The sequence below is a fragment of the Cycloclasticus sp. PY97N genome (assembly GCF_002443175.1).
Taxonomy (GTDB): Bacteria; Pseudomonadota; Gammaproteobacteria; order Methylococcales; family Cycloclasticaceae; genus Cycloclasticus; species Cycloclasticus pugetii.
Genome location: NZ_CP023664.1, coordinates 307,982 through 328,311, shown reverse-complemented (window position 1 = coordinate 328,311; position 20,330 = coordinate 307,982). Strand labels below are relative to the sequence as shown.

Annotated in this window: 16 protein-coding genes; 6 read left to right on the top strand and 10 right to left on the bottom strand. The window is 39.8% G+C overall.

The features are described from left to right. Positions 1–2 precede the first annotated feature (2 nt). From CPC19_RS01645 to CPC19_RS01630, 4 genes are all read left to right on the top strand, one after another. A complete protein-coding gene (locus tag CPC19_RS01645; RefSeq protein WP_020933215.1) occupies positions 3–1,256 on the top strand; it encodes an aromatic ring-hydroxylating dioxygenase subunit alpha in 1,254 nt (417 codons plus the stop codon). A 133-nt stretch (positions 1,257–1,389) separates the two neighbouring features. Next, on the top strand, positions 1,390–2,106 hold the full coding sequence (locus CPC19_RS01640; RefSeq protein ID WP_016390223.1) for a Crp/Fnr family transcriptional regulator: 717 nt from the start codon (positions 1,390–1,392) through the stop codon (positions 2,104–2,106). Positions 2,107–2,205: 99 nt separating this feature from the next. After that, positions 2,206–3,396, top strand: a complete 1,191-nt coding sequence (locus CPC19_RS01635) for an aromatic ring-hydroxylating dioxygenase subunit alpha (protein ID WP_016390224.1) — start codon at positions 2,206–2,208, stop codon at positions 3,394–3,396. Next, positions 3,393–3,878, top strand: a complete 486-nt coding sequence (locus CPC19_RS01630; protein WP_015007036.1) for an aromatic-ring-hydroxylating dioxygenase subunit beta — start codon at positions 3,393–3,395, stop codon at positions 3,876–3,878. Before CPC19_RS01635 ends, CPC19_RS01630 begins: the two co-directional genes overlap by 4 nt. Before the next feature lie 61 nt (positions 3,879–3,939). On the opposite strand, the gene hcaB is transcribed toward CPC19_RS01630, so the two are convergent. From hcaB to CPC19_RS01600, 6 genes are all read right to left on the bottom strand, one after another. Further along, entirely contained in the window at positions 3,940–4,731 is a 792-nt protein-coding gene (gene hcaB / locus CPC19_RS01625) for a 3-(cis-5,6-dihydroxycyclohexa-1,3-dien-1-yl)propanoate dehydrogenase (protein WP_016390225.1), read from the bottom strand. Positions 4,732–5,070: 339 nt separating this feature from the next. Continuing rightward, a complete protein-coding gene (locus CPC19_RS01620; RefSeq protein WP_016390226.1) occupies positions 5,071–7,098 on the bottom strand; it encodes a PQQ-dependent dehydrogenase, methanol/ethanol family in 2,028 nt (675 codons plus the stop codon). 148 nt (positions 7,099–7,246) lie between these two features. Beyond that, complete coding sequence (locus CPC19_RS01615) at positions 7,247–8,689, bottom strand: outer membrane lipoprotein-sorting protein (RefSeq protein ID WP_016390227.1); 1,443 nt, start codon at positions 8,687–8,689, stop codon at positions 7,247–7,249. Between the two features lie 98 nt (positions 8,690–8,787). Beyond that, the gene (locus CPC19_RS01610; RefSeq protein ID WP_016390228.1) at positions 8,788–10,722 is read right to left on the bottom strand and encodes a hypothetical protein; all 1,935 of its coding nucleotides are present in this window, start codon (positions 10,720–10,722) and stop codon (positions 8,788–8,790) included. Between the two features lie 110 nt (positions 10,723–10,832). Next, complete coding sequence (locus CPC19_RS01605) at positions 10,833–13,163, bottom strand: RND family transporter (protein WP_016390229.1); 2,331 nt, start codon at positions 13,161–13,163, stop codon at positions 10,833–10,835. Continuing rightward, a complete protein-coding gene (locus tag CPC19_RS01600) occupies positions 13,163–14,434 on the bottom strand; it encodes a YCF48-related protein (RefSeq protein WP_035850639.1) in 1,272 nt (423 codons plus the stop codon). The genes CPC19_RS01605 and CPC19_RS01600 overlap by 1 nt, the downstream gene beginning before the upstream one ends. A 294-nt stretch (positions 14,435–14,728) precedes the next feature. Between CPC19_RS01600 and CPC19_RS01595 the strand changes: the two genes are divergently transcribed. Then, positions 14,729–15,706 (top strand): quinone oxidoreductase, encoded by a 978-nt coding sequence (locus CPC19_RS01595; protein ID WP_016390231.1) that lies wholly within the window; start codon positions 14,729–14,731, stop codon positions 15,704–15,706. Here CPC19_RS01595 and CPC19_RS01590 read toward each other — a convergent pair. The 4 genes from CPC19_RS01590 to CPC19_RS01575 form a co-directional block, all read right to left on the bottom strand. Next, complete coding sequence (locus CPC19_RS01590; protein WP_016390232.1) at positions 15,695–16,603, bottom strand: DMT family transporter; 909 nt, start codon at positions 16,601–16,603, stop codon at positions 15,695–15,697. The two genes, CPC19_RS01595 and CPC19_RS01590, sit on opposite strands and share 12 nt — an antisense overlap. A 93-nt stretch (positions 16,604–16,696) precedes the next feature. Further along, positions 16,697–17,230: a 3-phenylpropionate/cinnamic acid dioxygenase subunit beta gene (locus CPC19_RS01585; RefSeq protein ID WP_015007045.1), complete on the bottom strand. Its 534-nt coding sequence runs from the start codon at positions 17,228–17,230 to the stop codon at positions 16,697–16,699. A gap of 12 nt (positions 17,231–17,242) precedes the next feature. Beyond that, positions 17,243–18,574 (bottom strand): aromatic ring-hydroxylating dioxygenase subunit alpha, encoded by a 1,332-nt coding sequence (locus tag CPC19_RS01580; RefSeq protein WP_016390233.1) that lies wholly within the window; start codon positions 18,572–18,574, stop codon positions 17,243–17,245. 228 nt (positions 18,575–18,802) lie between these two features. Next, a complete protein-coding gene (locus CPC19_RS01575; RefSeq protein WP_016390234.1) occupies positions 18,803–19,585 on the bottom strand; it encodes a 1,6-dihydroxycyclohexa-2,4-diene-1-carboxylate dehydrogenase in 783 nt (260 codons plus the stop codon). Positions 19,586–19,671: 86 nt separating this feature from the next. Here CPC19_RS01575 and CPC19_RS01570 point away from each other — a divergent pair, with 86 nt between their 5' ends. After that, positions 19,672–20,280, top strand: a complete 609-nt coding sequence (locus CPC19_RS01570; protein WP_016390235.1) for a glutathione S-transferase family protein — start codon at positions 19,672–19,674, stop codon at positions 20,278–20,280. The last annotated feature ends 50 nt before the right edge of the window (positions 20,281–20,330 follow it).

The following is a 20,330-nucleotide window of genomic DNA, read 5'->3' as shown; positions in this document are numbered from 1 at the left end:
AAATGAATGCAATAACACCTCCACATTTAAAATGGTCTGCTGACGAAAGCCACACTTCAGTACCGTATTCCGTTTTTAATGATCAGGAAGTCTACGATCTGGAGCAAGCCAGAATCTACAATGGCCCAACGTGGAATTTTTTAGCCGCTGATGCAGAGTTGCCAGAAAAAGGTAGCTTCAAATCAACCTATATTGGTGATACCCCTGTTGTGGTTACCCGTGGGCAAGATGATGAAATCTATGCTTGGGTTAACCGTTGTGCTCACCGTGGCGCTGAGATTTGTCGAGAGCGTCACGGTAAGTCTGAAGATGGTGCATACACCTGCGTATATCACCAATGGGCTTATGATGCGAAGGGTGACCTTCATGGGGTCCCCTTCCAGCGTGGACTCGCTGGCAAAGGTGGCATGCCAAAAGACTTTGATAAAAAGAAGCACGGTCTTCGTAAGGTCCGTGTAGTTAATTACCATGGTGCGATTTTTGGTACCTTTAGTGATGATACACCGGATATTGAAGAATATATGGGCGATGATGTTAGCTACCATATGCGTCGACTGCTAAATAAGCCGATAGAAATACTAGGCACAACTAGACAGTATATTAAAGGGAACTGGAAGTTCTACTCAGAAAACACCAAAGACCCTTACCATGCAAGCTTGTTACATCTCTTCCATGCAACCTTTGGGCTATATAGATCTTCACAAAAAGGTGAGTCCATCGCCAACAACGACTATCACTCGGTCCTATGGGCAAGTGGTGGCACTGAAGATGAGACCGCTCTTGATGACATGAAGAAAGATAAGCTTAGAACGCTTCAAACTGGCGAATACGAACTTAAAGATGCCTCTATATTAGCTGGCAAACAAGAATTCGAAGATGGCGTGACGTTAGTTATCTTGTCATTATTTCCTTCGTTAGTTGTACAGCAAATCCAAAATACCCTCGCTTTTCGTCAGATCTTACCGAAAGGTAAGGATGAATTTGAGTTAGTCTGGACTTACTTTGGTTATAAAGATGACACCGAAGAACTTAGAAATATTCGTTTAAAGCAATTTAACCTTATTGGACCTGCTGGACTTATCTCAATGGAAGATGGCGAGTCAACAGAATTGTGCCAAAATGCCATTATCAGGGATGGTGAGTTTACAAACGTTATCCGTATGGCTGGTGATGAAGCGAAGGGAGACGACCACCTTGTTACTGAAGGTTTGATCCGAGGCTTATGGAAAGGTTACCGAGAAATAATGGACTTCTAAATCCTACTCTAGCAGTAAAACAAAAGCCTCTAATGCCTTGCATTAGGGGCTTTTTTTCATCGCTTTAAAAAGTTTTGAATCTATCTAATTATAGTTTACAGTAGGGCTTATAATAAAAACGGCGTTGCCTGCTATGCAAAAAAACAAAGCCGCTTCCAACTGTGTCGAATGTGTGCTCGCAAAACAATGCGTCCCTTCTGGAATGCCGGCCAACAAGCTATTTCGCTTTGAAAATATAGTCCAAACTAATATCCCATACAAAATGGGCGAGGCATTATTTCAACAGCACACTGAAACAAGCTTTTTATATGTTGTTAAGACAGGTTCATTTAAAACAAAAATGATTTCACCTCATGGCACCGAACATGTACACAACTTTTTTCTGCCCGGTGAAGTCATCGGTCTGGACAGTGTAGGGCTTGGAATGACACTAAACAGTGCTGATGCCCTTGAAGCCAGTTTAGCTTGTAAAATAGACTACCCCTCGCTGCGTATGTTGCGTAAGGAGTTTCCAACCTTGTCTGACTTCTCAGTGAAGCTGTATAGCACCGCCTTAGCTTCCATGAGTCGCGTGCAAAACATCATATCCCTACAGTCCGCCTCGTCTCGATTAGCAGCCTTTTTGATTTTATATCATAGTCGTATTTCATCCTCTAATTTACAGTCATCCTCATTTCAACTACCGATGACTCGCCAAGATATTGCCAGCCACCTTGGACTGGCTGTTGAGACAGTCAGCCGGTCTTTTTCCAAACTCATTGATACCGGCTGCATTAATAAGGATGGACGTAAAATTCAAATTTTAGAACTTAAAAAATTGGAGCAACTTGCAAACTCATCTGCCCGCTAAGAGGCCTTAGTGACATATATCAAATTCAAAGACAAAAACAATAGGTCACTTTTAAAAAACTATATATATTCTTTTTACGATTAACCAATAGGAGAGAACATGACGCAAATACCTAATAACAGTGCCACACTAGAATGGCCGGCTAAATATAATGAAGTACCTAAAGAGGTTTTCGAACGGGCTGATTTATGGCCAAAAGAACTTGAAAATATCTTTTATGGTGCCGAATGGCACCCAATCGTTCATCAAAGTGAAATCCCAAATATCGGCGATTATAAGGCTGCTGATTTGGGTGAAATCCCTGTTTTCGCTGTGCGCGGTGAAGACAATAAGATTCGTATCTTTCAAAACGCCTGTACTCATCGAGGCACAACCCTTGTTACCGAAAGTTTAGGCAACAAAACAGAATTTGAATGCCCTTACCATCGTTGGCTATTCAGCCCTGAAGGTGAGTTAGTCGGTTGCCCAAATAGCCGTGAATTTACACCCGATTTTGACAAGAAAAACTTTAGTTTACCCACCTTCCGAACAGAAGAATTCTGTGGCTTATATTTTATTACTATGAGCGAGACAGTTGCTCCTCTTAAGGAATATCTCGGTGAAAACTTCTACGAACCTCTTAGTCGAATCCTTGGTGGTGACGGGCGTTTAAAGTTCATTGGCTATCAAAAAGTTCATTATGACTGTAACTGGAAAGCATACTGCGATAACGATGGTTATCACGCTCCACTCCTTCACCTAGCTTTTAAAATGCTTAACTGGCAGGGTGGCAAAGGTGTTCAAAATGTATCTGAAAATGGTCATTTATCCTTTGAATCTGAACTTAAAATCCCTGATGACATTACGGCCCTAAAAGACGCCTCTATATTAGATTTTAAAGGTACCGAAACCAGTACAGGCTCCATTGTACAAATGCAATTCCCTCTTACTGTTTATTCCAAACATATGGATATGCTAAATATTCGTTATGCTTTTCCTAAAGGCCCTAAAGGCATTGAAGTCCATTACGCATATTTCACTCATGAAGATGATGACGATGAAATGATTGCGCATAGAATTCGCCAATCTAGTAACTTGCTTGGCCCTAGTGGTTTAATCAGCATGGAAGATGCCTCTGTTTTTTCCCGCATTGATAAGGGTAATAAAACACCTGGTATGGCAATATTCCAGAAAGGTGTTAAAGACGAATACCAACTTGAACTTCAGGTTGGGCAAAATGATGAATCTGGAAACCTACCACGTTGGGAACACTATAGAAAATTAATGGGCTTTAAGAGGGCAGAAGCATGAGCGAGATTGAACCTAACGTAATTTTTAGTATTGAGAACTTAAATAGAGACTATATTTGTGCGCTCGACAATTTAGATATGGAAAAATGGTTAGCCTGTTTTAATAAACAAGGCAGCTATACTTTGATTTCAAATGAAAATGAATCTAAGGGTTTTCCTATTGCCTTTATGCTCGATGATAAATATGAACGCCTGCAAGACAGAGTCACCCAGGTCACGGTCATTCAAAATGATTCAACTGAACATTATCAAATGAGACACATGACTCAGCTGACTTCTATTAAAGATTTAGGTAATAATCGTTACCAAGCTAACTATAATTTTTCTATTTTCTACACCCAGAATCTTGTTGAGAAAAGTGAACTTTTATGTGTTGGCCGATATGAAGATATCGTATTAGTTGAAAATGGCGCCAGCTTTATTCAACGTAAAGCCGTTGTTGATACTAACGTATTACCTCGTTATGTTCCTTACCCTATCTAAAATATAACGAGCACAAAAAAAGCCTCAATATTTTAAATATTGAGGCTTTTTTTTCTGCTTTTTACTCTGGTCGTTTCCCAACACCAACACCGCCATCAGAATTAATGACCGTTGCGGTAATATATTTAGATTGCTCTGATGCTAATAATAAATAAGCCCCTACATGATCCTCGGGTTCAGCTATGAAACCCATCGGCGTCATATCAGCAATGATTTTATCAATGCCCGGTACTTCGTTTAGCTTATTCTCTGCCTGACCTGCTGCATTACTACCACCTAAGTTTGTTACCGTACCACCTGGCGCAACACCATTAACTCTAATATCTGGTGCCACTTCATAGGCAAGTTGCTTTATCAAACCAATAACAGCATGTTTAGAGGCAACATAGATTGGTCCGCCACCACCGGTATAATAGCTTGATGTGGATGCTGTAAAGATCATATTACCTTTTGTTTTTCTAAGCTCAGGTAACGCCGCTTTTGCACCTAATAAATATCCCTTAACGTTAACCGAAAAAATTTCATCGGCAATTTCTTCAACCTTATCTTCAGGTTGTGCTTCTAGGGGTACCATATAATCCCAAATGCCTGCATTACCAACAAATACATCCAACTTTCCGAAAGTAGAAACTGCTTTTTCAACTGCTACTTTGTTTGACGCTAATGACCGGACATCTCCGACTATACCCACAACAGAACCAGCGTGTGTTTTTTCTAGTGCATCAATACCTTCCTGTGATCGATCCATCACACATAATTTTGCACCTTCTTCAACAAATCGTTCAACTATTGCCAAACCAATGCCTGAGGCTCCCCCTGTAATCAATACTACTTTATTATCTAACCATCCCATTGCTTATACCTTTTTATTAAAATTAAAGAAATTCATATTATCATCGAGTACAACACGACTACCGTTCGTCATTAAGCACTCAAGCTCTCGATCGCCTTTTTTAATTTTACCTAAATAACTTTATACCTAACAGTAAAATGCTTTTATCTACAAAATCGAGAAGGAATCAAATTGTGAGGTTAAACCCACTCCAACCTTAACGATACTTATTTATAGTCGACCGACTACTTCTATCTTACTAGCAATATATCAACACATACACCTAAGATCTTAACCAACAATTGTTTTTTACTGTGCGGCCTAACTCTTAGATCCTACTGAGTTCATGCAATATTCACATTAATTAATAACATATTCGTGTATTGCCTCAATTTCTTCCTTTGATAGCTTATTGCCCCAGGCTGGCATAGAACCCTTGCCATTAATCACTGAATTAATAAACCTTGCCTTATCATTCTTCGGAAATGTACGAAGGTCAAATGTCGTTCCCGACGTTTTCATTTCCACACCATGACAATGAGAGCAGGCTTGCTCGTATAGCTCAGCGCCTTTTTTAACCGTGCTTGACCATGACTTTAGCTTTTTACTTACTGCCTGTGCATCAGGGGCTTTGGGTGGCTGAATCGTTTCAGCATGGACTGTACTCGTATCCCCACCATTTCCTAATTCAAAGACCCAAACAGATCCACCTGGGTTAATGTTTTTTAGGTTTATATCATTTGATAAGCTGTTGTAAACGCCACCAATACCACTGGCAATAGCAATATATTGCTTACCTTCTAATTGATAAGTAATTGGCGGTGCGATAATCCCAGACCCTGTACGGAACTCCCACAGTTTTTCTCCAGTCTGTGCATTTAATGCATATAATTCTCCAGTTTGTGCACCCGAAAAAACAAGGTTACCTTCCGTGACTAAGGTCCCACCATTCATAGGAATAGCTGTTGGGAATTGCCATTTTGCTTTACCCGTTAATGGATCAATCGCCCTTAAATACCCCTTGGGCCCTTCTGGAAAAGCCCATTCAAACCGTGCTCCAATATAAAAAACACCTTTTTTATAGGGCTGCTCAACGGGGGTATATTTCCAGCCGATATTAAAGGTATTAGCATATGCTAACCCTGTTGTTGGGCTATAAGACATCGGCGCTAAGTTTTTACCACCAAAAGCCGAGGGCCATATCTCGGTTGTTTCTCCTGTCTTAATCATGTTTTTAACGCGCTCAGATATAATTGGTCGCCCTGTCTCCATATCAATTCCATCAGCCCATGTCACTTTATCGACAAATTTATTGGCCCTTAATAACTTACCAGTGCTACGGTCAAGTACATAAAAAAACCCATTCCTATTGGCTTGTATCAAGACCTTCCGTTGTTTTCCATCAACCTCAATCTCAGTAAGTATTGGGTCATTAACAGCGTCATAATCAAAGCCATCATTTGGGGTAAATTGATAATGCCAGATCAACTCACCCGTTTTAGGTCTAATAGCCAACATACTTTGCGTATATAAATTATCTTTTGCTCCTTCTCTCATATTCCAAGGCGACTTATTACCAACCCCCCAATACACAAGGTCTAGTTCTTTATCATACGAGCCTATCAACCATGTCGGCCCTCCACCATGCTCCCACTCATCACCTTGCCAACTCTCACTCCCCTTTTCTCCCGGCTTGGGTATAGTATGGAAGCGCCATAAATGTTCACCTGTTTTTGGATCCCAGCCATCTAAGAACCCCCTAGCGCCAAATTCTCCACCTGCTACACCAGTAATCACTACATTATTAGCAACAAGGGGGGCACTGGTCATTGAATAACCAAACTCTATCTCTGCTGTTCGTTTTTCCCAAATGGTTTTTCCATTTTTTGGATTAAGGGCTAGCAACCTATTATCCGGCGTGGCGCGATACAGCACATCGTTGTACCAAGTTGCTCCTCTGTTCGTAACACCACAGCAAGTTAGCGTTTCTGCAGGGTATTGAATGGTGCTTTTCCATATTTGACGACCAGATCTTGCATCGACTGCATATGTCGCGTTGTGGCTTGTAATATACATAACCCCATTAATAACTAACGGTTGTGTTTGCTGCCCTCTATTATCACCAAGGGATAACACCCAAGATGGTTTCAATTGATGCACATTGCCATCATTAATTTGTGTTAGAGGTGAATAACGCTGTAAATTTTGTTCAAGACCATAATAGTGAACACCGACATCTTCTGGTACTTCACTTATTTGTCTGTTTATTTGTTCAATAGGGCTTTTTGGTACTAATTCTTCTTTATTGGTCGTTTTATTTTGTTCATCACAAGCACTTAAGATCAATAACATAAAACAGAACAGTAAATTTTTAATTATTGTATACATTCCTCTCCCTTTTTTTGTAAATATACTATTTAATTCGTATCTTATCGCCTAGCAATATTTCATGTCTTAATGACATAAGGCATAAAAAAAGCAGTGAAACTTTCGTTCCACTGCTTTGATTATTAATGCTTAATATTAAGTGTTTCTATTACTGATAATCTCTTAGTTGATCCACATCAAACATAGATTCATCTACAATTTCATCTAAATTTTCCCATGTTGAATTCATCCACATGGTTGATGTTCTATGACTAACACTGTTTCTAATAAGTAAGGCACCCCAGACACTAACACCTGTTGCTGGTAAAAAGTCGCGTGCATCAACATAAGATCTGAAAAGATTACCTCTTGGATCCCAAGTTTTCCTTGTAGCGATTGAGTAGTCTTCTTTGTCATAGTAATAACGTAATTTTGAATACTGGTATTTACCGGTTTTGTCAACTTGTTCTAAAATATAGGTAGGACGTAATTCCATCTCTACATAATCAACTCCACAACGCTCTTCATCAATAGTAAATGCCTCTAAACCACCTGTTGAATGCATTGTATTAGTTGGAGATAAAATAAGTGCTTCTCCAACTAGGTTATATTCAAAGTTTTCAATATTTGTTTTAATCCAATTGCCACGCCAATCATCCCAAGATAATTCAAGACCAGATGCTAATGGATCTTGCGAGTCAGTACCTGTTAATAAACGTGTGCGTCTTAAACTTGGTAGGAAAATTTTGAAATCATCTTCTTTTGTTCCAGAAGCATAACGTTGACGTACACCTGCCAATCCACGAACATCATTCGGCTCAAACATAAATATTGCGCCACCTTCAACCATGTCCCCTTTGCCTTCAATATCACCAAATGGTGCGGTGTTGTGTCTCTCATGATAATGCCACCACCATAAATTCGCTCTATATTGTCTATCTGCCTTACTGTCAGGTGTACAAGAATTCATGTAAGCACTGTCAAACTCTAATGTATCTGTTGCAACTGAAGCTGCAACATTGTTCCAGTTTAATTCAAGCCCATTTTTAGGGTTAACTAAGAAAGGTAATGCCGTTGCAGCAGGACCAGATAATAATGCATATGAACCATCTTCATAAATTGGTTGTCCAGTTTCGTCAAATGTGAGCTTGGTATTTTGCTCTGCCATTGCTTTATTACCTTTTAGATACCCTTTATGTAAATAATAGGTATTTGAAGGAACAATTTTAATTTTTCGGATGTTACCCCACGGAGCACCAATTGCATCATATGTCTCCTGTGTTAAATACTTAGGTAACCAAGGAAAATCAGCTTTATTTTCCGCTGTAATAATCAAGCCCGGTTTTAGTTCAGCAGGAATTTCTTCTTTATCAAATAGATCGTAAGCATCATAACCACGTAATGCTTTCCATTCTTTAGCTAACTTAATTGCTTCTGGGTCTGAAAGTAATTCAACCCATTTATCATATCGAGGGTTATTTTCTTCAGCTGCAAAAGCTTTCCAAGCTTCTAATGCACGATTGGTATCTGCCATTGCAGGTGCAGTTGACATGCCAAGCCCAAGCGCTATGCCGGCAGCTGCCAGTTTCATTTGTAATATTTTATTTTTCATTTATATCTCCATTACCCTTATTTCTTAATTTAATTCACTTACATTATTAATAACTACCTACCACTTTTCAATAAGTGATAGGTAGTTATTCTAATTACTTAGAACTGGTACGTTAAAGATACTTCAACATAATCTGAATTATTAAAAGTACCAATTGGTGCGCTTTCTTTGTTGCCAGAGAAATGAGCGATTTCTACACGTGGACGCCATGAATCGCCAAAGTAGTTAAAATCAATACGTTGACGGTAGTAATCACCTGAGCCTTGGAAATCACGTATGTATAAACCATCTAGTACTAATCGTTGGTTATCTAATGGTGCATTCCAAGCAAAGGTTACAAAGTTTTGATGATCTTGTATTTCAGTAAAGGCATAGGGTGATTGTTGCAATAGGCCTTGATCTGAATTATGTGTGTAGATATCAAATAATTGTAAACTAGTGAAGATAGATTTAGCTTGTGATTCCCAACCCGGTACCCATAATGGGAAATCGAAGCCGATCATGGTTGAAGTAATATCTTCTTTCACAATATTACGGCTTGCTTCTACAGCTAGTACACCTGAACCAGTTACTTCACCCGCCAAACTACCATCAAATGGTCCGAATGTTGCGCCTGGGCTAACTCTAGAACGATTAAATGGGTGATCAAACTCATGTGACATTTCTAAACGTACAGTTGGTGCAGAGCTTTTGCGTCCAATTCTGATAAAGTCACTTAAATCACGAGCAAAGGTAAATCCAACCATCAATTGGCGATAATCATAGTCCAGCTCAACTTCACCATTGATAGAACAAGCTGGACCCTCCACTACAGGTGTTAATGGATCATCACAGCCGGCAAGCAATGTTAAAGGGCTGCCTAACGGAGCTGCACCGGTTTTAGCAAAATTGTCTGCTGATCTTAACCAATCAAGATAACCACCTTGTCCATGTACAATTGCTTCAGTTGTTGCTGCGTCAAAAGTAGGAAGTGTAATTGCTCCTGCTGCATTTGGATTATTTGTGCCATCGCCAATAATTAATGTAGAGCCTAACAATTTTGAAACAGGTAAATCTTGTTGTCCGTAAAACGCATTAATGGTTGCTGAGCCACCTAGTGCTCCAAACTTTAAGCGCATAGACCATTCTGCATCGGTTAAGCTGAGACGATTTGGTTTATTGTCATATAAATTAAAACCTAGTCCAACTAAGCCTGGTCCATTTTCTGTTGTGTCATTCACATCAGCCCAATCTAAACCAAAAATACCGCCTGATGTCTGATCGCCTGGTGTTGGGTTGTTAATAATAAAGTTTGATGTTTGAACTTCTGGCACAAAGTTAATTTCCAAAGATGGATTTTTCATACCAATAGCTTTAAACGGCCCCTCTATACCAAGCTTTCTGAAGTTAAAATCAGCTGACACCATTAAAGCTGGTAAGCGAAGCTCATCAGAGTCTGTAAATGCAAAACGTTGACGCAAGTCTTGAGCATGCAATACATCCATTAATCGTAAACCATCTGATTGACCCCAGCCACGTTGGAAACGACCTGCTTTTATGGAGAACCGGTTTTTCTTATCGCGATATTTAACTGATAATTCACGAATAACATCTTCCCAATCTTTTAACACTTCTAATTCATCGTCCATCTCAGCACAATATGCGTTGCCTGAGCAATTACTTGAGTTTAGATTGAAGTTAGCATTTTGCGTAAAAGCGCCCGTACCTGGCACAATTGCACCATTGACTTGATCGGGTAAACCACCATTTGGTGAGTCATAGCTGGTGAACTGTGAAGACATGTCACCTCGTAACCAGAAATTCCCAATGAAACTCCACTGTCTATTCGGGCGGTACGTTGTTTTAGATTCTATAATCCAGTTTGCAGGGCCTGCTTTATTACCTTGATCTGGTAGATCGTATAGTACAGACGCTCCCAACTTAATTCGACCGCTTTGGGTTAGGCCTTTAATGCCTGTATCTATCGCCATAGCAGGTGCCACCATGGAGACACCCAGTATAGCTGCTAGACTTATTTTTGTTATTTTCTTCATCTTTTCCCCTTTTTTATTTACAGTAATACATTTCTAACATTTGTTTTATACGTCATTTCACATACATAAACAACGTTTTTTGTCATTTTTACAACAACGTTGTTTTATTGCTACGCAGCATTTTCTTTTATTTTAAACAATGCTTTAGGATGGAAAGCGGCAATGGCTGCGGGTACGAATAGTAACGAACCTAACATGTTCATAAATAATACAAGTGCTAGCAACATACCCATTTCTGCCTGGAACCTTAATGGTGATGCAACAGCCCAAGGAATTAATGGCGCAATCATGGTAACCGCTGTAATAAATATCGCGTTACCCGATGTTAAGAAAGCCTGGTGTATTGCCTCATGGACATCTTTTATCCCTAGGTTTTTATATTCTTCTTTAATTCTATCAATCATATAAATACCGTAGTCCACACCTAAACCTACACCAAGTGCAGCAAGTGGTAAAGTACTAACGTTTAAGCCCACTTCTTTCCAAGCCATAAAAGCGTATGTCAATGAGTTAGCAGTAGCCAAACTAAACAATAGAATTAAACCCGTTGTTACAGAACGATAGTACAAGACAATACAAAAGAAAATTACAAATGCAATTGCAACCATCGTCTTCACATTTGAATTAACAATTTCTTCATTGAGTGCCTCAACAATACCAACTTGTCCACCCATATAAAGGAACTTTGCATCACTAACAACTTCTTTCTCATTAGCAAAGAAAGCATCCAGATTATCTCTTAACTTTTGGATTGTTGGACGACTATGGTCTTCTAAGAAAAAGGAGATGTTACCTATTTCCCACTCTTTGTTGGTATAGCTGGCAAAATCACCAGGCTCACCTCTTGAGCGGAACATGTAAATATCAAAACCAACTTCTTCTGCTGTGTCCGGGATGATCGCGTATGAAGGATCCCCTTCAAAAAGAACAGAGTTAATCAATTTAATGATTGGTACCAAGCTAATAGCAGGACGCACTTCTGACATATGCTCATACACATAACGATCTAACGCTTCTGTTTGATGATAAACAGATGGTTCAAGCATGGTATCTTTTTCACCCTCTACATACACCTGCATAATATCGGTACCTAAGAAGGAAAACCTTGTATTAATTGACTCTACATCTTTATTAAAACGAGCTTCAGGCCACAGAATTGCACTACCTTTTGTATCACCTACAGTTAGATTTTGTGAGTACCAACCACCCATTACTAACAATAAAGCAGTAGCACCAACCATCGTCCAAGCATGGTCTTCCATATTGATAACCGCTCCCCAAATTTTATTGAGAAGAATTGAACCTGTTTTATGTGATTTAGGTGGTTTAATCAAACACATCACAGAAGCAGCGAATATCAGCGCTGGAACAACTGAAAGTAACCAAAGGCCACAAATAACCGCTAGCGACTCAATACTAGGTATTGCTACCAAGCCCAACACACCAAAGCCAGCTGCATCTGTAATAATGGCAGCGGTACTTGGTACCAATAACAATGCCAAGCCGTCTCTAGTAACCTCTCGACAATGTGAGGGACGCTCTTCACAAGCCGCAATATTGTCTAAAATACGCGTTGTAAACTGTACCCCATGCGACAATACAATAGCGAAAATAAATGCTGGAAGTAGGATAAGCAACGGATCTAAATTATAAGAAACCGCACCCATTGCACCTAATCCCCAAATGGTAGCAACTGTTGCAGTAAACATTGGGATAAACACCCCAACCCACGTTCTAAAATACATGAACAAAATAACTGCAATAATCAATAGTGATGCTGCCAAAATATTGAAAACTGAGTCAAGTGACTGATAAATATACCCAAGAAGAATTGGACGACCAACAAAGTTGATTTCTAAGTCTTCCCCTTCATATTTCTCACGTAAATCTAGGAAAAAGTTCAAAACCTCTAACTTATCAGCTTCGTCTCTAAAGTCTGTAATAACTATCGCTGAAGTCTCATCGTTAGATACTTGAAGGCCACGATATTGTTTATTAACAAACTGACGCATCCGTGTCATTTCTTGTTCAGTTTTAGGTAAGTCTGGCCATAAAAGCGCATCCACGCCCACACGCCCGCCACCACCAGAAATAGCTTTAGTTTTCCTTAATACTAAAGACTGACTTAAGTGACGGTAAGTATGTTTATTGTAATAAACGTCTTCGGCTATTTGTTTGTACTTAGTTAAATAATCTAGGTTATAAATATTCCCTTTTTTATTTTTTACTTCAATTAGGGTTGTATTTGCACCACCAAACTGTTCACCAAACCGTAAAAATAATTCTACATTATTAGAGTTTGCGGGTAGCATTTCTTCAAGAACTACATTAAGTGACAAACCCTTATACGCATAATAGCCAGGAATAATAGTTAGCACCGTCAATATTGATGCAACTAGCACCGGCCTTCTTGCGATAAAGCTAGACAATTTATTAATCATTATTTTTCTCCCCAACGACTAGATATCAGCTTTACGTTCTCTGACTCAGCTATATTTAGTTTTTGTCCAAAGGACATATCATTCAAATTACCTTTTACGATCATTCCACGTAAACCCGCAGCCCAGATTGTGCCTGAATCAGTCACATCCACACCGCCAATCCAAGTATAAGGCAGTGGGAAGCCTTCCTCAGGCATCAAGTTTGTTACTGTATATGTAGGCTCTGTAACGACTTCTACCGTAGCATCATCGCTTTCTATTGCAGCTGCGACTTCCTTTTCAGCTTCTGAGACTTTAAACATAACCGAAGCACCTACCACAACAACTTCATTGCTCGCTGTTGCTGATACATCATATAAATGATTGGTAAGACCACTGTCTATTTTTGTTATGTAGTAGTTGGTATCCACTTTTGGTAATGGCTCTACATGCTCAGGCACATACTCTCTTTTTTTACGGGCTGCTTTCTTTCTTGCTTTTTCTTCTTTTTTTGCTTGCAGCGCTTGCTCAATCGCTTCTACTTCAGCCCATTGTTCATCTGTTGCCAAAGCAATACTAACCACACCCCCATCTAGACCTACTGCAATTGCCCCATCACCATGTGATGCTACTGAAAGCAATGTAGCTCTACTTGGGTTATAGCTAACCAACCATAGCTCACCTTTATTTTCAGTATGGGCAATCATGCCAAACTCACCAACTAAAATGGCACTATCTGCATCCTTAGCCACAACACCATGTAACCTTGGTAAGTCTCTACCATCAAAGCCTGTTAAAGTTTGCTTTTCCCAGTTTTTACCGCCATCTGAGGTATGCCAAATAGCCGCGCCATGTCCAACAGCCCAGCCATTATTTACGTCTGCAAATGAAATATCTCTTAAATAATTTCCTTCGTCTTGTTTCTGAACAACCCATGTAAAGCCACCATCTGCTGTGTGTAGAATGGAGCCTCGATGGCCTACCGCCCATCCATTGTTAGCATCTACAAAAGATAAGTGACGAATTAACTCATTGACACCGATATAAATAGCAGACCATGTTTCACCACCGTCTTCTGTTTTAAAGACAGAACCCGAATATCCCGCTATAAAACCAATATTCTCGTTTACAAACTCAACCGCATAAAGGTTATCCGGCCAAAATCGTTGAAACTCACCTTGTTCACTTGACGTTCCGTTTTCTGCCGTTGCAATTCCTGTCACCAGAAATGCCAAGGCAAGCACACACAAAAGGCGTGCGCCTTTTATTCTTTTAAGATTTATCGATTTCACTATTTCCCCTCATCAGCTGAATCTATTAATTATTTAACTTCACTACCAATCAAACAAGCGTTCAAAACTATAATAATCCAGATATATTTGTCAATGGTTTTTAACTAGAATTAGGCTAATAAAAGCCGCGCCAATTTTTACATTAGCCATATTTCGCTTATTTCTATACAGTATATAGTTGCTTTACTCATGTTTGCATCAACTTTTTTCATTAAACAAAGTTTTTAAATTTCGATTTTACTTGCAAACTATACTTTGCTAATTTCTGCAAACCATTAACCTCTTGGAACTTATATGCATACAAACTTGTCTGCCAATATTTATCAAACTGGTGATTCCAGTGTTTTCAAACTCGACACGACCCTTATCGAAGAGCCTAAAGCACAGCAAGTACTACTTAAACAAACTGCAATTGGCGTTAATTATATAGACACCTATTTCCGCTCTGGTCTCTACCCAATTGATTTACCCGCCACCTTAGGCGATGAAGCCGTTGGGGTCATTGAACAAGTGGGCGAGGGCGTTACCGAGTTTTCAGTTGGTCAACGTGTGGCTTATTCTGCCGCTAAGGGTGCCTACACACAATATAGGGTCATTCATATTAATGAACTAGTTCCTATCCCCGATAATATTGATGATACGTCGGTCGCCACCAGCTTGCTACGTGGTATGACGGTTGAATACTTATTTTGCAGACTACATGAATTAAAACCGAGCTATGTCATCCTCATTCATGCTGCCGCGGGCGGTGTTGGCCAAATTGCCTGTCAATGGGCCCGAGCTGTTGGAGCAACCGTTATTGGCACTGTTAGCTCTGCTGAAAAAGCCCGTATAGCGAAACGTAATGGTTGTGATTTTGTTATTAATTATACTGAACAGAATTTCGTTAAGGCTGTGGATGAAATTACCAACGGTCAAAAAGTAGATGTTGTTTATGATGGCGTCGGTAAAGACACCTTTACCCAATCACTTGATTGTTTGCGTGTGCGAGGACTGATGGTTAGTTTTGGAAATGCATCAGGTAAGCCCGACCCATTTGATGTCCTAGAGCTTTCAAAAAAAGGCTCGCTTTATTTAACTCGCCCAACTTTATATCATTACACGAGAAACCGACAAGAGATACTTGACAGTGCGGCCCGCTATTTAGCAATGCTTGAAAAAGGCCACATCAATATTCAAGTAGGGGAGAGCTTTGCATTGTCTGATGTGGCCAAGGCTCACGACTATCTAGTTCAACGCAATAGAATTGGCAGCCCTGTGTTAATCCCTTAGCTTTGGTTTATGCGCTTTTAAACCCGCATAAAAACTGCCCATAAAAATTAAAACCATCCCAATTATTTGGTATTGATAAGGCATTTCTTCCAAAAACACGGCATTGATAATAATAATATAAACAGGCACCGTATTTAAAAACAATGAAGCCCGCGATGGGCCGATAACCTTCATACCCTTATTCCAAAATAACAATGACAACACCGTTGGCCCTACACTAATAAACATTAAGGCCCAGAATGCATTAACTGTTAAATGAGGTGTTTGTATGACCTTTGCCTCATATATTCCTAATGGGATCACCACAACAAGAGAGAGCAGCACACCTAAAGCCGTCAGGAGTAGGGGAGACATGCCTATCATCGCGTTTTTAGCAATAAGACTATAAATCACCCAACTGATAACAGCACCTAATACTAATAAATCACCAACATTAAAATTAAGCAGCAATAAATTGGTTAAATCCCCTTCGCCCAGTATAAACAACAAGCCAAAAATAGTGACGGCCGCTGCAACCCAATGATGATAATTTAATTTTTCTTTTAAGAAAGCCGCCGCCATAAATGCAGTCAGCAGTGGTGTTAAGGAGTTAATCAAGCCGGCATTGGTTGAAGTTGTCAGCCTTAAGCCATAGTAGAGCAGGGACTGAAAAAATATAACGCCGAAAATTGCTAACGCGATAAACGTCCACCAGTTTGTAATATGCTTAATTTTTTTAAGCTCCCCTGTTTGCATCAGCAATAATATAAAAATAAAGCCCCCAATCACCAAGCGTGTACTAACAATCGACCAGGGGCCTAAAAAATCAGCCAAATACCGACCCAAAATCATATTCCCGCCCCATAGCAATCCCGCAATATTTAACAGCACCACGGCTTTAAGTGTTTCATTCTTCACTGATTTAACTCCATTAAAAAAACCCTGCTCTCGCAGGGTCTAATATACGGTATTAATAGAGCACTAACGGTGCTTTATTAATCTATTTATTTTTTAAAGGTAAACGTTTAGACTTTTATTTTTGAAGATATTTTGATCGAGAATGATTTTACGTTTAGCCAACTTCAACACACCGTCTACGCGTCTAATTAAATCTGTTCGGTGGCCTAACATCGTGTGCTCCTCATCTTCATTAATATTTCTGTGCACAGTTACCAACGAATAAACCCTAAATTCATCTGGATTATCCGTTAACTCAACTTCGATATTCGTTACCACATGGGCACTTCGAGTTGCTGGGTCTTCGGACCAACACGTACCTGTTTCTGTTCGTATGATGCGTTTTACCAAACATTCCATATCATCGTTGTAATAAGCCGTGTCGTAAATCGTCGGCTCTTTCTCATTTTTACGATAACGTTGATAACGATATGGCATCCAATAATGAATATCTTCGGTTAACATCGTTAACCATTCTCTGAACTCTTCATTATCATGATGCCGTGCTTCACGGTACAAAAACTGCTGTACTTCATTAATCAACTCTAAAGAAGCGACCTTGTTATTACTTGTTGTTTCGTTTGTCATCTTTAGCTCCCCCTAGACTGTTTTCTTGCCTGCATAGCGCGGCGTGTAGCGGGTAGGCACTTGATCCCAACTTTTCGCGTTCATCAAGTCAGCCCAACGCTCATAAAATTGACGTTGGTTAGCATCATTAAATTGACTAGCATAAACAATACCTGGCAGTTCTTCATGTTCAATTCTACGGTTTATTCCACAACCGTAATGCAGCTTTCCTCTTCGTGTTACTACACCTTTATTAACGGATGTATTACCTTCCCAGTTTTCACCATCGTCCATTTCCAGCACACCAGCTGGGTTAAACGTTTGCATACAACCAATATTAATGGCTTGTTTAATTTCATCTGGCATATTTTTATTCACGATAGTCCACATCCGCATTTCAAATTTATGTGGACCTCTTGGTAACCAAACACGGAATGTTTGAATACCTGGTAAAAATGAACAGTTAGGAAATAGCGATACCGATGCCAAGGAACCGAATATTTTTGATCTCATCTCACCCAAGCGCTCTGCCATTTTTGGGCGCATTTTTTCATAATATTCAAGCACTTTAGGTTGACCTAAAATCGCAATATCGGCCAGCCCTTCGGTGCCAAATTCCCAACCATGACCATTCATACTGGCGTGGTAGCTATCTGTTGGATCAGCTGGTGGAAAGCCTTCATTGTTATTCATTGCCTTAAAGCCTGAGTCATGTGTCCATAAGGCGTGATAGGCATCCCCTACGAAATTCTCAACACCGAATTTCCAGTTAGCATTAATATAGTTTTTGATACCACCACCGATAAACTCTGTACCGCCGTCATCTTGGTCAAGCATGATATCCAAATACCATCTAAAGTCACCTAAGAACTCTTCAAGTGAAGGAGCTTCTTCATCAAATGTAGCAAAGATTAAACCTTTGTAGCTATCTACCCGAGCTTGTTTTAAGCCCCATTTACTTTTATCGATGTCACCTTCATCGTACACGTGCTCATTTGATAGACCTTTTAATTCACCATCGGTTCCAAACGCCCAACCATGATAATTACACGTGAAGTTTCGAGTGTTTCCATCATCGGCATAGCAAATTTTATTACCTCTGTGTGTACAGGAGTTAAGAAACACTTTCACACTTCCATCTTTTTGACGGGCAGCAATAACACCATCTTCACCCATATAGGTGGTATAAAAATCATTAGGATTCGGCATCATCGAGTCATGCGCAATAAACTGCCAAGCCTTAGCAAATATCTGCTCTAACTCTTGTTCATAAATCTCTTGCTCCCAAAAAATACGACGATCGACCCAGCCTTCTTTTAAATCCATATAACGGCTGTAATCACTCTCGAGCCTTTTATTACCCATACACAAATCTCCTCTAACTCATTAACATTTTATCGTTATTTTTGGCGCTACTTAAGGCACTTACTCACCTAAAATTTACCAGTAATACCCATTAAAACTTCTCATTCTGATGGCCTTAAAGGTTCAGAATGAGATGATCTTACAACAAAACATTATCAAAGGAAATTTGATTCAAATCAAATTTTAAATAAAAACCCTATTTTTATTGTTTACTTTTAACCTTAACTGCTACCCAATTCCACCGCCCGCTACGTTAATCGTTTCCCCTGTTATATAAGACGCTTCATCAGCCGCTAAAAAGCAAATGGCTGCGGCTTCCTCTTCGGGTGTGCCAAAGCGCTTCATAGGCGTATCACGCACTGTTTGCTCAAATACACCTTGCATACCCGCTTTATCCACATCTGAGTAAGCTTCTGTATTTCTAGGAATGGCTCGTTCGCCTTGATCGATACCACCTGGATTCACACAATTTACCCGCACATTGTGCTCGGCTAACTCTAGCGCCATACAGGTCGTGATCGCTTGAACACCCCCTTTTGCTGCGGAGTAGGGTACTCGGTTAATCCCACGCGTTGCTACAGAACCAATGTTAACAATAGCGCCTGACTGCTGCTCCATCATAAAAGGAATAACCGCACGGCAACACCATAGAGTAGGCCATAGTGATCGATTAATTTCTTTTTCAATTTGATCATCTGGGTACTCCCAAAATGGCTTTGCCCAAATAGTGCCACCAACATTGTGAACAGACACATCAATACGACCAAACTTTTCTATGGTTGTTTGCATAACGTGCTTGGCACCTTCACTGGTCTCTAGGTCTGCCATACATATTTCAGCAATACCCCCTTCCTGTTGTATTTGTTGCTGCACTAACAAAGCTTGATCTTCCACACGGTCGGCAATCATTACCTGACCACCTTCACGTGCAAACCGTAAAGCACAGGCTTTACCTATCCCTTGGGCCGCACCGGTTACCACAATAACTTTATTTTCGAAGCGTTGGCTCATTTTTCTCCCCTATATTGATATTTACAGTCTAACGACAATTACTTACTATTGACTTTCCATTTAATCAAAATAATAGGACAAATGAAATGAGCGACATTACTTTATATGGCTTTCCAATCAGTACATACGTAAGAACAGCCCGCATTGCCTTAGCTGAGAAAGGTGTTGCTTATGAACTATTACCTTTTGAACCCAATACTGAAGAAATGATCGCTGTTAACCCGACAGGCAAAGTGCCTGCTTTTAAACACGAGGACTTTGTTTTATATGAAACATTAGCGATCACCAAATACATTGATCAGGCCTTTGATGGCCCAGCACTTCAACCTGCTGATGCTAAAGAGCGCGCAATCATGAACCAATGGATTAGTTACATTAACGCTTATGTTTTTCAGGAACTAATTCATGAAATTGCCTTATTTAGATTTGAAATTATTCCTTTAGACCAGTCCGTTCTTGATGCTGCAATCCCTAAGGCGAAGGCACATCTAGCTTTATTGGATAAAACGCTTTCCACCAACAATTACCTCACCGGCTCTCAAGCTTCTTTAGCCGATTATTTTCTTTATCCTATTTTAGCTTTTTTTGGCATGATACCTGAGGGCTCTTTATTAGCAGATTACTCAGGAGTAAGCGCATGGATGACTCGCATGGAAGAAAAATCAAGCGTAAAAGAATCCGCTCCTACACTTTAAGACACGTTTTAAGCTAACAATAAAAAGCCGCAATAGCGGCTTTTTTCATC

What these genes read in the sequence shown, in the direction of transcription:
- CPC19_RS01645 (WP_020933215.1), top strand. Translation starts at nt 3, where the DNA reads ATGAATGCAATAACACCTCCACATTTAAAATGGTCTGCTGACGAAAGC.
- CPC19_RS01640 (WP_016390223.1), top strand. Translation starts at nt 1,390, where the DNA reads ATGCAAAAAAACAAAGCCGCTTCCAACTGTGTCGAATGTGTGCTCGCA.
- CPC19_RS01635 (WP_016390224.1), top strand. Translation starts at nt 2,206, where the DNA reads ATGACGCAAATACCTAATAACAGTGCCACACTAGAATGGCCGGCTAAA.
- CPC19_RS01630 (WP_015007036.1), top strand. Translation starts at nt 3,393, where the DNA reads ATGAGCGAGATTGAACCTAACGTAATTTTTAGTATTGAGAACTTAAAT.
- hcaB (WP_016390225.1), bottom strand. Translation starts at nt 4,731, where the DNA reads ATGGGATGGTTAGATAATAAAGTAGTATTGATTACAGGGGGAGCCTCA.
- CPC19_RS01620 (WP_016390226.1), bottom strand. Translation starts at nt 7,098, where the DNA reads ATGTATACAATAATTAAAAATTTACTGTTCTGTTTTATGTTATTGATC.
- CPC19_RS01615 (WP_016390227.1), bottom strand. Translation starts at nt 8,689, where the DNA reads ATGAAAAATAAAATATTACAAATGAAACTGGCAGCTGCCGGCATAGCG.
- CPC19_RS01610 (WP_016390228.1), bottom strand. Translation starts at nt 10,722, where the DNA reads ATGAAGAAAATAACAAAAATAAGTCTAGCAGCTATACTGGGTGTCTCC.
- CPC19_RS01605 (WP_016390229.1), bottom strand. Translation starts at nt 13,163, where the DNA reads ATGATTAATAAATTGTCTAGCTTTATCGCAAGAAGGCCGGTGCTAGTT.
- CPC19_RS01595 (WP_016390231.1), top strand. Translation starts at nt 14,729, where the DNA reads ATGCATACAAACTTGTCTGCCAATATTTATCAAACTGGTGATTCCAGT.
- CPC19_RS01585 (WP_015007045.1), bottom strand. Translation starts at nt 17,230, where the DNA reads ATGACAAACGAAACAACAAGTAATAACAAGGTCGCTTCTTTAGAGTTG.
- CPC19_RS01580 (WP_016390233.1), bottom strand. Translation starts at nt 18,574, where the DNA reads ATGGGTAATAAAAGGCTCGAGAGTGATTACAGCCGTTATATGGATTTA.
- CPC19_RS01575 (WP_016390234.1), bottom strand. Translation starts at nt 19,585, where the DNA reads ATGAGCCAACGCTTCGAAAATAAAGTTATTGTGGTAACCGGTGCGGCC.
- CPC19_RS01570 (WP_016390235.1), top strand. Translation starts at nt 19,672, where the DNA reads ATGAGCGACATTACTTTATATGGCTTTCCAATCAGTACATACGTAAGA.